Raw genomic sequence first — 14,009 nt, forward strand, 5'->3', positions numbered from 1 at the left:
ATGTTTTTTGATTTCACGCAGAGGTGTAAACAAAAATTTTACGTCTTGGCGCGAAATCAATTCTCTATTTGTAAGGGCAAAATTACAGTGAAAGTAGAACCAACTCCCACCTCAGAAACTAAGTTAATTGTACCTTGTAGTAGTTTTACTAACCGCGAAACGATCGCTAGCCCCAATCCTGTACTATCGGGTAGATAGGGACGATCGCTAAAACTGACCCGAAAGTAGGGTTCAAATATCTGGGCTTGGTTTTCTGGTGCAATGCCAATTCCAGTGTCAGAAACTGCGATCGCCCATCTCTGATTCTCCAACACCTGACACATTATAATAATAGTCCCCGACTCTGTATAGCGAATTGCATTACTAATAAGATTTGTAATAATTTGTTGGCATTGAAAAGGATCTGTGATTAATTCTTTGGGAGCGCGATCGCAATCTACTACGACTTTTAAATTTTTCCCAACAGCTAAAGGTTCCAACATTTCACAGATATTATTGATTAATTCACTCACATCTGTGGGTGCTAGTTGAAGTTTTATCTGTCCTGCTTCATAGCGTGAAAGTTCTAATACATCGTTAATCAGGTGGAGTAATTGTCTACCGTTACGTAATACCCGCTCAATATGTTCTAAATTAGCTGAAGTGTCTTTTATCTGTGTCTTGCGTCGCTGTTGGCGTAAAAACAGATCCGAGTAACCAATAATGGAAGTTAGAGGATGTTTCAATTCGTGGGCTAGTTGCGAAAGATACTCTTGATTGGCGCTCATTAAGCGCGTAAGTTCTTCATTGTGGAGCGTTAGTGATAACTGCAACTGCTGTAATTCTCGCAACCGCTCCTCAACATAACTCTTAAAACATCGAGCGATCGCTTCGTCTATGATAGCGTCAATCAAACGCATAGAACGAATTATATCTACAGGTGTTCCCTCTAATAAATCTGCTTGTAGAGCATCAAATATTACTGTTCGCAGCAGATGATATTCTCTGGCAATTTCTGCTGGGTCAAAGCCTTGTTCGGCTCGAATAGCTCCATGCTGAAAACTAGCAGTAACTATTGACTCAATATCATTCTCCTGAGATTTTGAAAGCACTGTTACCATTGCTTGTAAAACATCAGGGACATGATCTTTTACTGCTGTATAAGATAGGTCATCAGCACTTTCAATCCGTCTATCCTTGCGAACTGCTGTAACCCATTTATCGAGGATGGTGTCCGTTTTTTCAGCCAGTACTTGACTAAAATCCATTATGTTAAATTCAGCTAGGAGATAGATGAGCAAACTGCCATATCCAATTAGTTTAGCGATTGCAGTGGTCTTTTACCAAGTTTAAGAATTTAATTCACCTACCAAAAGAAATACATTCTGTATATTCGTTTGTTTGCCGATCAACTCTCCGTATATAAAAATTCTCAAGTATAATATATTTAATATTAAGAAATATTAATCAAGTGGGTGACAATATTAATGCTTGACTCAACTATATTATTTAGCTTTGTATGCAAGGAATTAACTTCCAACAGACTAAAAATATAAATTTTATTTATTCCCAAAAATCAAGGAGATGCGCCGAATTGCAGTATTAAAATAAACAATATTTATTATCGAACAGATGGCTTTTACCGAGCATCAATGTTATATTGTGCATAATTTAGTATCCATTAGAGTAAGTCAGCCTAATTCAGCGTGTCACAGTGCATAACGCTGGAGCGGAGGAACCAAATTGTGGGGCGTATCTCATAGAAAGTGAAGAGTTAAAAGTGATAAGTGAAGAGTTAACTCAGCACTTAACACTCGGTACTCAGCACTCTAAAAAGAAGGGCATCTCTCAGCCCTAGCCCGTCAGCTAACTTCGTAGGCATTGAGAGGAGACTGAAGAGACGGCATTTTTATAATGTTCCGATCTCATCGGTGTCCAAGGCTGGTACTGCTCGGATTTCTTGTACCTGCACTTAAATCTGTTGAGGTCGTAAATGATATTTCAACTAAATTTGGCTGCGATCGCAGCGATCGCAACACAAGCTGCGTGGAAAAAGACAAAACCTGTCATCCTCAGAGATGTATTTATTTTACCAGTATTGGGATTCTTGGGAATAATTGTGCTGTGGTGGATTATTGCACTTGCCAACGATGAATTAATGCCCACCCCACCAGAAGCGCTCATTGCTAATCTAGACTACATCTTAAATCCCTTCTACCAAAGAGGCCCAGGTAACTTGGGAATTGGTTGGTTGTTGATCGCAAGTCTGCGCCGGGTATTACTGGGTTTTTTGTTAGGTGCGGTAGTAGCGATTCCTGTGGGGTTTTTAATTGGGATGTCCAGACCGGCAATGCTAGCCCTCAATCCCATCATTCAAATTTTTAAACCTGTATCACCCTTAGCTTGGCTTCCTATCGCCTTGGCAATTTTCAATTTAGCAGATCCTTCAGCCATTTTTGTCATTTTCATTACCTCCTTATGGCCGACAATTATTAATACCGCTTTAGGAGTTTCTAGCGTTCCCAAAGATTATTTAGATGTGGCACAAGTGCTAGAAATGCCTCGTTGGAGGCGGATTACCAAAATAATTTGGCCTGCAAGTTTACCGTATATTTTTACAGGTTTACGAATTAGTTTAGGCATAGCTTGGCTAGTAATAGTCGCCGTGGAAATGCTTACAGGTGGTATTGGTATCGGCTTTTTCGTCTGGGATGAATGGAGTCGTTTAAACCTAAGTTCAGTGTTTTTAGCTGTGTTCATAATTGGCTTAACTGGATTAATTTTGGATTACGCCGTGGGCAAACTCGAAGAATTAGTAACCCATCGTCCGAAAACTTCCAACTAACCAGATTTGATTGTAATCAAAATAGCAAGATGTAACCAGACTCTGCGCTTCTGCGTGAGCAATTCATCACCAATGGAGCTATAAAAATGGGTGATATAAACTGGACTCGACGAGATTTTATTAAAGGAATAGGAGCAACCACAACCGGGATAGCGCTGTCCTCCTGTGGAATTTCAGGAGATAGATCCGCCAAAGGGCTAACAGAAGAAGCTTTAGCTGTAAAACCAGTAGTTAGATCGCAAGACCTAGAAAAATCCGATCTCACCATTGGTTACGTTCCTGTTAATGATTGTGCGCCATTTGCGATCGCCTGGAAAAAAGGCTTCTTCCACAAATATGGTTTGAACGTCACACTCAACCGCGAGGCTAGCTGGGCCACCTCCCGCGACGGTTTAATTTTTGGTCGCCTAGATGAGAACTCTTGCATAAATATTTTGTGGTATAATTAAGGGTTATTTTTATTTTCAATTTAGGGACATTAAAATAGTAAGAGATTATGATTTTCTTCTAACAAGTATTATCTGGCGATAAGCCTACGGCATGGCTTTGCTTACCGCTAGTCAAGAAGATGGCAGTAAACATCACTTCAGTTATTGATTAATACTGAAGTTATTGGATTAATTCGATTTTTTTATCCAATTTATATCCGATTTATATGGCTAATTCGTGATTATAAATTCCCGCAATTAAATTCGATCTTAACCCAAAACGTCGATGACGATTTCGATATCTATCAGACAAAATTTTAAATATCTTTAAACGACGATTTACGTGTTCAACAACAATTCTTAATCGATTGAGTTCCCGATTGTATTTTTTCTGTTCTTTCGTCAACTTTTTTCTTTTCGGTTTTTTAATTGGTGTTTCACTTAATTGATGAATTTTAGCAATTCCTTGATAGCCTTTATCCGCTATTACCTTAACTAATTCTCCAAATTTTATTCCACTATTTTTAAATAAGCGAAAATCATGGATTTTTCCCTTATCATGCCCCAAACAGATGATTTGGCTGCTTTTTTGGTAGATTACTACCTGCGTTTTTAAAGTATGTTCTCCCTGTTTTCCGCTAAAAAATCCTTTTTGACCTTTCTGAGGTTTTTCAATTGGACTCTCGGTAACATCCATTACGACTAAACCTTCCTCAGATGATATTTTCCATAATTGTTTTTTCCCTGGTAGACTAAACTTTCTGGACTTAATTAAAATATTTTCGATTTTAAAAACTATTCGGCAAACCGCAGATTCTGAAAGCTCAAAATCTAATCCAATATGATAGTAAGTGCGGTACTCTCTCCAATATTGGATGACCATTAAAACTTGGTCTTCAATAATTAATTTAGGACGGCGACCAGGCTTCTTCTTCTTTTGAGCATCAGCTTTAACTACATCAACCATTAATTCAAAGGTTTTACGGCTCACTCCAGTCATTCGCTTAAATTTTTTTGCAGTAAGCTGCTTGGCTTTCTCTATTTTCACTGCTCCTCAAAGTCCTAATCACAAATTGCCAAACCCCTAATTATACCACAAAACACTTTTGCAAGAGTTCTATGCTTCACCCGTAGTATCTGGTGCTGTTACCAACGCCAGAATTGGTGCAGAAGGCGCACGTCACGCCTCCTTGTGTGCAGCAATGACCATTCACCGCCACGGTAACGCCATGACCATGAACAAAGCCATGTGGGATTTTGGGCTGCGTCCGTGGTATGAATATCAAGAAAAATATGGCGATGGTGCTTTAGAAGCCTTTGGGCGTGATTTCCGAGGCTACTTTGACAAACAACCGCCAGAAGGCAAAGTTTGGGCGGTAGTATTAAGTTCGTCCATTTACGAATACTTTATCCGTTACTTATCCGCCGCCGCAGGAGTCGATCCGCTTAAAGAGTTTCGCGTCATCATCGTACCGCCGCCCCAAATGGTGACAAACGTGCGGATTGGTGCAATGCAAGCTTACATGGTTGCAGAACCCTGGAATACACGAGCTATTACAGGTAACGAAAACATCGGTTTTACCTTTGCACAAGGCAAAGAAGTCTGGTTGGGACACCCAGATCGTTTATTGGGAGTAATGGAATCTTTCATCGATAAATATCCCAAAACCTATCGTTCTCTAGTTAAGGCGATGATTGAAGCTTGCCAATATTGCAGCAAAGCAGAAAATCGCCAAGAAGTAGCTGAACTGCTAACAGAACGTTCCTTTACAGGTGCTAGACCCAAAAAGAAAGATGCCCCAATTGCGAAGTTTACCAGTCCCGGAATTCTCGGTAACTACAACTATGGCGGCTTTGATGGCAAAGACCGCACCATTCAAGCTGCCGATACTACCATTTTCTTCGATATTCCTGACAACCTTCCCAAACAACCAGAAGAACACTCAACATTCTTATGGCAATCGCGAAGTCTCTGGTTAATGACACAAGCAGCGCGATGGGGACAAATTAAGGAATTTCCCAAAAATGCCGACAAACTAGCCCAACAAGGCTGGAGAACAGATTTATATCGCGAGATAGCATCTGAAATGGGCATAAAATGTCCCAAGGATGATTACAAGGTCGAACCACCAGAAGTATTTATAGATAAGAAAGGCTTCGATCCCAGCGATCCGGTGGGTTATCTGAATAGTTTTGCTATCAGGGCTAACGCTCCCACTAACTTTTTCCTGTCTTAAATCCCAAGTTTAAATATTGACCCTGGCAATTTTAGATTTTAGATTTTCGGTACAAGTCGCGGTTAATCCAAAATTGATTGACTAAATTATTTCGGGAGCCTTTGATGATGGAATATACCTCATTACCTATTAATACCCAGACCGGAGTTCTTCCCCGCACTGGATTTTTAGAAATTGAAAATTTAGTCAAGTCTTATCCGACACCTGATAAAGATAACTTTGTCGTTTTAGATGGAGTTAATCTAACGATTGGTGAAGATGAATATATTTCTGTAATTGGTCACTCTGGTTGCGGGAAATCAACCCTATTAAAGATAGTAGCTGGTTTAGAAAAAGCCACTTCCGGATCAGTTCGGCTTGATGGCAAAGAAATCCGTCAGCCAGGAGCCGAAAGGATGATGGTATTTCAGAACTATTCATTGTTACCTTGGTTAACCGTGCGAGAAAATATCCGGTTAGCTGTGGATGAAGTGCTAAAAAATGCTAATCGGGCTGAAAAAATTAGCATTGTAAATGAACACTTGGCAATGGTAAACTTGACGGCGGCAGCTGACAAATATCCTGATGAAATCTCTGGAGGTATGAAACAACGAGTAGGTATTGCCAGAGCCTTAGCAATTCGTCCCAAAATGTTACTGATGGATGAACCTTTTGGGGCACTAGATGCGCTAACTCGTGGTAAATTGCAACGGCAAGTATTGGATATTTGGGAAAATAATCGTCAATCAGTGATGATGATTACCCACGATGTAGACGAAGCAATTTATATGTCTGATCGCATCATCTTGATGACTAATGGCCCATCTGCTAGTATAGGAGAGATTTTAGAAGTTCCTTTTGAGCATCCACGCGATCGCGCAGCCATGCGAAACTCAAAAGAATATTTTGAACTCCGCAACCACGCCCTAAATTTTCTCGATCGATATTTTGCACAAGACGAGTAAATTAGATTATCATTTTTTTTAGTGGGTAGCCTAATTCAAATTCATGAAAGCTGGATTTGGAACGGAGGAACCAATGTTTGGGGCTAATCTTATGAGAGACACCTTCCAGTCTTAGCCCGTCAGCTAACTCCGTAGGCAATGGAAGGAACCCCCAAGACTTTGGCTGTAATACAGTTATTATTGGGGTTTCCTGGACTGATTTAAGATTTGCAATTTTGGTTATCGTTACTCAATCTAAAATCCAAAATTGTTCGACTGAGCGTAGCCGTACCCCTCCGGGGAAGCAAGCTACGCGTAGCGTTCCGCAGGAAAGTCCAAAAATCTAAAATTTGTCCCCCTGCTTCTTTCTCATTACTAATTCATTTCATTGGGAGAAGTAAAGCTGTGCAAATCAAGCCAATGTTAGCACGTCTGCAAAGTGCCACAGGTCGCAATGACTTAATTGAACAAATGGTACTAGTGCCAGAACCAAGAAAACCTTTCTCTAAAGAACCTCAAAAAGCAAAAGCAGTTAATTTAATTGTTGCTTATGACGCATCTCCTAACAGTCATACGGCGCTAGATATTGCTTTCTGGATTGCCCATCAAACGCGTTTAGCTACTAATGCAGAAGTCACTGTTCAAGCTGTTTATGTGGTAGAAGATAATCAAAGCAGTCAATATCCAAATATCTTGAGCTTTCCACAACAGCCTTCATTAGAATGTCAAATAAGTGAAGTATCAAAGTCTGTGACACAGGTATTAACTCAACCCAAATTGCAGACAGTGGTAACTCCCCTACAACAAGCAGATATAATTCTCTGGCAAGCCCGAAGTCTGGCTGAAGAATGGCAAGGTTCCTTCAAATCTCATTTGCGCTTTGGCAGCATTTCCACAGAACTTCACAAAGTTGTTGAATCAGAAGCCGCCGATATTCTATTTCTCGGTTGCCAATCTGTTAATCATCCGATGATTGAAGCATTAGGTTATAATTTTCCCTGCGCCGTTTTGGGTATTCCCAGTTGTATTGATGAATAATCGCTGTTTAAAATTTCATTGAAGAAGAATTCAGAAGTCAGAATGGGCTAAACGCCCCGCTACCGCTAACAGGAGTCAGAATCAAGACGCTCCTGCGTCGCTAACGCTGCGCTATCCGCTAGTCGTACAGAATCCATTCTGAATTCTGACTCCTGACTCCTGAATTCTGTTCGGTAATTTTTATCCAATTGTAATCATAAGATAAGTCACCTAAAACTAGGTGGCTTTTTTCGCTACTATGCAACCAATAAAACTTCAGGAGTAAGATGTGGACAACTGGCAAGCAATCCTTAGTGTAATTACATTTATAAGCGTCATTATTTTAGTGATGACGGAATGGGTACATCTCACCATCGCAGCATTATTGGGAGCATTATTATTAGTTTTTACCAACGTCATGACTTTAGAAGAAGCTGTTGGTTACATCGGCAACAGTCATGGAACACTCGGTTTATTCTTTGGAGTTATGGTGCTAGTACGGGCTTTTGAACCTACCAAGATATTTGATTATTTAGCAACTCAAATAGTACTCCTGGCTAAGGGACAAGGCAAGCGTTTATTACTCGGAATTGTGGCTATTGTGACACCTATCTGTGCAGTTTTACCAAATGCCACAACAGTAATGTTGTTAGCGCCTTTAATTCCACCAATGGCGAAGGAAGTCGGGATAAATTTTGTTCCCTTGTTAATTTTAATGGTATTTGTTGCTAATAGTGCTGGACTTCTTACTTTAGTTGGAGATCCAGCTACCTTTATTGTTGGTGATGCTGTGAATATCAGCTTTACAGATTATTTGTTTAAATTGAGTTTAGGAGGAGTAATTGCCGTTGCTATAGTAATTGCAACACTACCATTTTTATTTCGTAAAATTTGGAATACCCAGTTAGATAATTTAGAAGAACTACCACATCCACAAATCAATCATCCACGAGCTTTAAGCTTTGGCGCAGTTATAGTATTTTTCGTCCTGCTATTTTTTGTCGTTGGAGAAACTCTACCAGTTCCGGTTTCGCCTGCTGCCGCAGCTTTGTTAGGAGCAGCTTTAGCTTTGCTGTTATCGCACCATAGCAGAATCGATTCAGTTAACAATATTTTGCGGGATGTAGACTGGAGTACATTAATATTTTTTATGAGTATTTTTGTGCTAATTGGAGGGTTAGAAAAAACAGGTGTAATTAATGGTTTATCAGGAATATTGGCAGCAATATTAGGAAAAAATATTATCCTGGGTTCCCTGGTTTTATTGTTTTTTGTAGGTATATTATCCAGCGTAATCCCCAATATTCCTTTAGTGGTGGGGATGGTTCCCTTACTTAAACAATACATTGTTACTGTGGGATTAGCACCCACAGAAGTTCTAGCACAAGATTTTCAAGGGCAGTTTCCCCCAGAAGTATTACCGCTTTTTTATGCCATGATGTTTGGTGCAACTTTGGGAGGTAATGGCACATTAGTAGGGGCATCATCTAATATCGTCGCTGCCGGTATTTCTGAGCAGCATGGACGACGCATCTCGTTTAAAACTTTCCTTCACTACGGCATTCCAGTGATGCTGTTGCAACTGGTAGCTTCGGCTTTGTATGTGTTGTTTCGCTTTCTGCTTTAGATAAAGGTAGGGGCAATTCATGAATTGCCCCTACCTGAAAACTAGGGTTTAGATTACTATTTGCGGAAGTCTTAAGCTGTTACGTATACAACTTGCATTATCAGGGCGGGCAAGATGCCCACCCCACAATCATATTGAAAAAATATTAGTGCAAATTAAAGGCGTAACAGCTTATATAGCTGTGGTTACTAATAGCTAATTATGTGCAATACATCGCGTAAGACACTATAGCCAGCTAAATCCCAAAGCAAATAGGCAAGAAAACCAATTGCTGCCAAACGACCATTCCAAATTTCGGCTTGAGGAGTCCAACCAAACAAAAAAGCATTGCGGTCTACACCATTGTAGGCTTTAGCAACAGGTGCTAAATCAGTAGAAGATCGAGGTTCCATTTTTTTTCTCCAATATCCAGTAAGTTTTCAAAGGTTCAATCTTTAGTAGCCAACTAAGTGCAGTACGTCGCGTAAAACGCTATAGCCAGCTAAATCCCAAAGCAAATAGGCGAGAAAACCAATTGCTGCCAAACGACCATTCCAAATTTCGGCTTGAGGAGTCCAGCCAAACAGAAAAGCGTTACGGTCTATACCGTTGTATTCTGGTGCAACAGGTGGTAGGTCAGTAGAAGACCGAGCTTCTTGAGTTGCCATTTGTTTCTCCAAAATTTCTTAGCTTTTGAGATGTTTAATTTCTAGCAGTCAATCAGATGTAAAACATCGCGCTGGACACTATAACCGACTAAATTCTAAAGCAAATTATTCTTTATGCAAGTATTGGCAAATCTCTGGAATAATGAGTTGCCATCTTGTTGTCATCAACAATTCATTTGTTAACTTTAATGTAGCTATTTATAACTAGATTGCTTTCTGCCTGTAGGCACAAACTACAGGCACTTCTTGGGGACGATAATCAACAACATATTAGTGCAGACAAATCCACCCTGAGAGGGTGATAAAAAGATAATTATAAATAAATGTAAAGTTATAGTAATCAAACTATAGCTTGGGCAAAATCAATTATTTTGATTAAGCAGTTAAAATTAAGAGCGTGGCAGCCAATAATTAACCAAATTTTTAACTACTTTTATCGTTAGATAATAAAATTTATATCTTTTGCTGTATATAGTTTTCAGCCCTTGGAGAGATGCTTTCAACAGCTAAATTCTACGATTCTGAACTAAACAGTTAGGTATTGCCATAGATACAGACAAAAATACTAAGAGTTGCTTCTCAAGAAAATCTTAATTCCCCAAATTTAAACTTAGTAGAAGGAAATACAATGTTCCAAAGTACGGAAATCATGCTGGGACTCTACAAACCACTATTGTGGTTAGCACAGATTCCAGTAGATCCCTCAAACGTCACGCCAGCACAGGCATCGGTTCTGACTTCCGGGCCGCGCTTTTTTGTGGCCTTAATCTCCGGCGTGATCCTAGCCTTTGCTTTCCAATTAGTTCTAACTAATCTTTCCCTTGCAGCCGGTATTTCCTATCTGGGGCACTCATCTGACTCGGATTCAGATTCTGGGGAAGTCGGAAGTTTGGGCGGCAGCATTCGCAAAATCGGTACAGCAGTAGGGATTTGGACGTTATTCACTGTAACGATCGCTCTATTAATTGCCTGTTTCCTGGCAGTTAAATTGAGCCTTGTAATCTTAGATCCAGGATTGGGAGCAATTCTCGGTTTAGTAATTTGGGGTGCTTACTTTTTACTCCTCGTTTGGGTAAGTTCCACTACTGTGGGTTCCTTAATTGGCTCAGTCGTAAATACGGCAACTTCCGGTTTTCAAGCGATTATGGGTACAGCTACAGCCGCACTAGGCGCGAAAGCTGTCAATAATCAAGTTGTCGCAACAGCTGAAGCCGCCGCCGCCGCCATTCGCCGAGAATTAGGAAGCGGCATCGACCCTGGAAGTATTCGGGAGAACATAGAAGATTATTTAGATAAGCTGCGTCCACCAGAGTTGGATGTGTCGAAAATTCGGAGTGATTTTGAAAATTTACTCAACGATCCCCAATTAAAAGCGATCGCAGGGACTCCAGATATTCGCAACATTGACCGCCAAAAGTTTATCGAGTTAGTCAGCAGCCGTACCGACCTTTCCAAAAAAGACGTTACCCGCATTGCTGATACTTTATATAAGGTTTGGCAACAGGTAGTAAGTCAGCATTCACCCACCGAAGACCGGATGGGTGAGTTAATGGATTATCTGAAATCACTTCCAGCAGGGCAAAGTAAGACAGATGAACTTAACGCCAAGCTGGAGCGATTAATTTCAGAAACACGTGGTTCCAAGGAGGCTGATCAAAAGGCATCTACTACTGGGCCAATTCAAAGTACAATCCAGCAAGGACTATCCGCCTTAACCGGCATTGTGTTGGGACGCACAGATTTATCTGATTTGGATGTGGAAAAAATCTTGGGTAGCCTTACCACAGCCAAAGATAAAGTCACCCAACAGGCAGATAAGTTAGGTTTGCCAACACCATCACAACCCTATAGCCCAATTCGATCTGATGTCGAAAATTATCTGTACAATACTTATGCTTGGCAACTAAGCCCAGAAAAAATCGCCCAAGAATTTCGTGATGTCATTTACGACCCAGCAGCTGACCCTGGAATAGTCCGCAGAGAACTAGAAAGATTATCACGTAACGATTTCGTCAAAATTCTCCAACAACGAGGACTACTTACCCAAAGCCAAATTCAGCGCATTGCAGATCGGCTAGAAGTTGTCCGCAAAGATGTGCTGGTGACAGTTACAGGTATCGAAGAAAGAGAAATAGTCCAAGACTTGCAACGCGCAGTAGAAAGTTATCTGCTCGTTACTCCGAAAACAGATTTGACACCTGAAGGCATTGAGCGGAATTTTAAACCACTGTTGCAAGACCCAGATGCAGATTATGAAACCCTGACATTACGACTGGCGCACATTGAACGTCAGGAAATTCGGGAGATATTGCTGGAACGGAATGATGTCCAGCTATATGAAGTAGACAGCATTCTGGATGAATTGGAAAAACAACGCGATCGCGTCTTGATAGAATCCAAAGGATTAGCTGAACAAGCACAATATCAAGCAGAAACTCTGTGGCTGAATGTAGAATCATATCTGCGTAACACCGGGAAATCAGAACTGAATCCTGATGCCATCCGTGCGGAGTTCAAAAAGCTATTAGAAGATCCCCAAGCTGGAATTAGCTCAATTCGGGCGCGGTTGTCTCGCTTTGACCGCGATACCTTAGTACAATTGTTGAGTCAGCGCCAAGATTTGAGTGAAGATCAAGTTAATCAAATTATCAATGCGGCTGAAGAGTCGTGGCATAACATTCGCCACACACCCCAAGCTGTAGTAGATAAAGCCAAAGAGCAATACGACTCTGTTACCACCACGATCGCAGATTATCTACGGAATACTGGTAAACAAGAACTGAATCCTGAAGGTATTCAGCGAGATTTGAGTAAATTGTTTGAAAATCCCAAAGAGGGAGCCAGCGCACTGCGCCATCGATTGTCGCAGTTAGACCGAGATACGCTGGTGAAGTTGCTCAGTCAACGTCAAGATTTGAGCGAACAACAAGTCAATGAAATCATTGATTCCACCCAAACTTCGATTCGTAACTTTATACGTGCGCCTCGTCGTTTAGCTACTCGTACACAGCAAAGAGCAGAAACATTCAAAGCTTATCTAGAAGAGTATCTGCGCCAAACTGGTAAAGAAGAACTCAATCCTGAAGGTATTAAACGCGATCTGCAACTACTCTTGCACGATCCGCGAGTGGGGGTAGAAAGTTTTAGCGATCGCCTTTCCCATTTTGACCGTTCTACAATCATCGCCCTGCTGAAGATTCGGGAAGATATGTCTGATGAAGAAGCAGCGCGGATTGCCGATAACATTGTCTCCGTCAGGGATCAATTTGTAGAACAAGTGCGGAATATCCAACGAGGCATTCAAGATGCAATTGATGGGGTTTTTGCCCGCATCCGCAACTATCTTAACTCCCTGGATCGCCCGGAACTAAATTACGACAGTATCAAACACGATGTCCGCACATTTTTTGACGATCCGCAAGCGGGATTTGATGCCCTGCGCGATCGCTTATCTTCTTTTGATCGTGAGACTTTAGTAGCAATTATGAGTTCTCGTGAGGACATCTCTGAGGAAGATGCCAACCGGATCATCGACCAAATTGAACGGGCCCGCAACACAGTATTGCAACGTGCAGAACGCATACAGCAAGAAGCCCAACGCCGCCTAGAACAAGTGAAGCATCAAGCACAGCGACAAGCTGAAGAAACCCGTAAAGCCGCAGCTACAGCAGCGTGGTGGCTGTTTGCCACAGCATCCGTCTCCGCCGTTTTCTCTGCATTAGGAGGAGCGCTGGCTGCAAGGCCGTAGTTTAACAAGTTGTCTCCGCTCACATTTAAGCCTCCCAGTATGGGAGGCTTTTTTATATTTGGGATGTCAGCTTTTCTAATTTTGAATTGGTATAACTATGCTTTTAAATATAGTCATATATGAATATCTCTTACCGCTTTAATTTCAGCAATTAGATAGGTAAAGATAGATTTTATTTAATGCTTTAATATTATTAAATAACTGGCAATATTCTAGCTTTTTCTCAGTAGATCGCCCCATTATTTCTGCAAGTTAATAAATTTTACATAAGTAGCAATTTAAAATAATGGAAAAGACACGATCAAATAATATACTTCAGAGCAAGCTCCTCGCTTATTCTTAAAGGGTTGAGGGTAGGGTTCAGAGGATGTTTTAAAAGTCCCCTTATCGGTATCAAAAGTTCAGATCCCCCTAAATCCCCCTTAAAAAGGGGGACTTTAATTCCGGTTCCCCCCTTTTTTAAGGGGGGTTAGGGGGGATCTAGAAGTACTTAAAAGCACAGCCAATTACTTTTAAAACATCCTCTCAGTACCTACTCAACTAAGAACAGCTATAGTT

General features: G+C 40.9%; 10 protein-coding genes, 1 pseudogene and 2 riboswitches. Of the genes and pseudogenes, 7 read left to right on the forward strand and 4 right to left on the reverse strand.

From position 1 onward, the window contains the following. Positions 1–56: 56 nt before the first annotated feature. Positions 57–1,247: a sensor histidine kinase gene (locus FD724_RS02190; protein ID WP_179071434.1), complete on the reverse strand. Its 1,191-nt coding sequence runs from the start codon at positions 1,245–1,247 to the stop codon at positions 57–59. Between the two features lie 415 nt (positions 1,248–1,662). Then, a riboswitch (cyclic di-AMP (ydaO/yuaA leader) is annotated at positions 1,663–1,875 on the forward strand. A 97-nt stretch (positions 1,876–1,972) separates the two neighbouring features. Here FD724_RS02190 and ntrB point away from each other — a divergent pair. Together ntrB and FD724_RS02200 are read left to right on the forward strand one after the other, a co-directional pair. After that, the gene (gene ntrB / locus FD724_RS02195; protein WP_179071435.1) at positions 1,973–2,824 is read left to right on the forward strand and encodes a nitrate ABC transporter permease; all 852 of its coding nucleotides are present in this window, start codon (positions 1,973–1,975) and stop codon (positions 2,822–2,824) included. A gap of 86 nt (positions 2,825–2,910) precedes the next feature. Next, positions 2,911–3,255, forward strand: a pseudogene (locus tag FD724_RS02200) (substrate-binding domain-containing protein); the annotation flags it as partial. A gap of 220 nt (positions 3,256–3,475) precedes the next feature. On the opposite strand, the gene FD724_RS02205 reads toward FD724_RS02200, so the two are convergent. Next, positions 3,476–4,300 (reverse strand): IS5 family transposase, encoded by an 825-nt coding sequence (locus FD724_RS02205; protein WP_179071436.1) that lies wholly within the window; start codon positions 4,298–4,300, stop codon positions 3,476–3,478. 58 nt (positions 4,301–4,358) lie between these two features. On the opposite strand from FD724_RS02205, the gene FD724_RS02210 reads away from it, so the two are divergent. From FD724_RS02210 to FD724_RS02225, 4 genes are all read left to right on the forward strand, one after another. Next, positions 4,359–5,489 carry an ABC transporter substrate-binding protein gene (locus FD724_RS02210; RefSeq protein ID WP_256874429.1) on the forward strand — a complete coding sequence of 377 codons (1,131 nt, stop codon included), beginning with the start codon at positions 4,359–4,361 and terminating at the stop codon, positions 5,487–5,489. A 107-nt stretch (positions 5,490–5,596) separates the two neighbouring features. Continuing rightward, positions 5,597–6,433, forward strand: a complete 837-nt coding sequence (locus tag FD724_RS02215) for an ABC transporter ATP-binding protein (RefSeq protein ID WP_179075381.1) — start codon at positions 5,597–5,599, stop codon at positions 6,431–6,433. A gap of 17 nt (positions 6,434–6,450) precedes the next feature. Continuing rightward, positions 6,451–6,583, forward strand: a riboswitch (cyclic di-AMP (ydaO/yuaA leader). 249 nt (positions 6,584–6,832) lie between these two features. Continuing rightward, positions 6,833–7,450 (forward strand): universal stress protein, encoded by a 618-nt coding sequence (locus FD724_RS02220; RefSeq protein ID WP_179075382.1) that lies wholly within the window; start codon positions 6,833–6,835, stop codon positions 7,448–7,450. A gap of 268 nt (positions 7,451–7,718) precedes the next feature. Continuing rightward, positions 7,719–9,056 carry an SLC13 family permease gene (locus FD724_RS02225; protein ID WP_179071437.1) on the forward strand — a complete coding sequence of 446 codons (1,338 nt, stop codon included), beginning with the start codon at positions 7,719–7,721 and terminating at the stop codon, positions 9,054–9,056. A gap of 188 nt (positions 9,057–9,244) precedes the next feature. Here the strand turns inward: FD724_RS02225 and FD724_RS02230 are convergent, their stop codons facing one another. Continuing rightward, complete coding sequence (locus FD724_RS02230; protein WP_114084105.1) at positions 9,245–9,448, reverse strand: high light inducible protein; 204 nt, start codon at positions 9,446–9,448, stop codon at positions 9,245–9,247. Positions 9,449–9,490: 42 nt separating this feature from the next. Then, the gene (locus FD724_RS02235; RefSeq protein WP_179071438.1) at positions 9,491–9,703 is read right to left on the reverse strand and encodes a high light inducible protein; all 213 of its coding nucleotides are present in this window, start codon (positions 9,701–9,703) and stop codon (positions 9,491–9,493) included. 628 nt (positions 9,704–10,331) lie between these two features. On the opposite strand from FD724_RS02235, the gene FD724_RS02240 reads away from it, so the two are divergent. Then, positions 10,332–13,451 (forward strand): MFS transporter, encoded by a 3,120-nt coding sequence (locus FD724_RS02240; protein WP_179071439.1) that lies wholly within the window; start codon positions 10,332–10,334, stop codon positions 13,449–13,451. Positions 13,452–14,009: the final 558 nt, after the last annotated feature.

The organism is Nostoc sp. C057 (assembly GCF_013393925.1).
Taxonomy (GTDB): domain Bacteria; phylum Cyanobacteriota; class Cyanobacteriia; order Cyanobacteriales; family Nostocaceae; genus Nostoc; species Nostoc muscorum_A.

Bases quoted from the DNA above. Each gene is read 5' to 3' on its own strand.
- FD724_RS02190 (WP_179071434.1), bottom strand. From the start codon at position 1,247: ATGGATTTTAGTCAAGTACTGGCTGAAAAAACGGACACCATCCTCGAT.
- ntrB (WP_179071435.1), top strand. From the start codon at position 1,973: ATGATATTTCAACTAAATTTGGCTGCGATCGCAGCGATCGCAACACAA.
- FD724_RS02215 (WP_179075381.1), top strand. From the start codon at position 5,597: ATGGAATATACCTCATTACCTATTAATACCCAGACCGGAGTTCTTCCC.
- FD724_RS02220 (WP_179075382.1), top strand. From the start codon at position 6,833: ATGTTAGCACGTCTGCAAAGTGCCACAGGTCGCAATGACTTAATTGAA.
- FD724_RS02230 (WP_114084105.1), bottom strand. From the start codon at position 9,448: ATGGAACCTCGATCTTCTACTGATTTAGCACCTGTTGCTAAAGCCTAC.
- FD724_RS02235 (WP_179071438.1), bottom strand. From the start codon at position 9,703: ATGGCAACTCAAGAAGCTCGGTCTTCTACTGACCTACCACCTGTTGCA.
- FD724_RS02240 (WP_179071439.1), top strand. From the start codon at position 10,332: ATGTTCCAAAGTACGGAAATCATGCTGGGACTCTACAAACCACTATTG.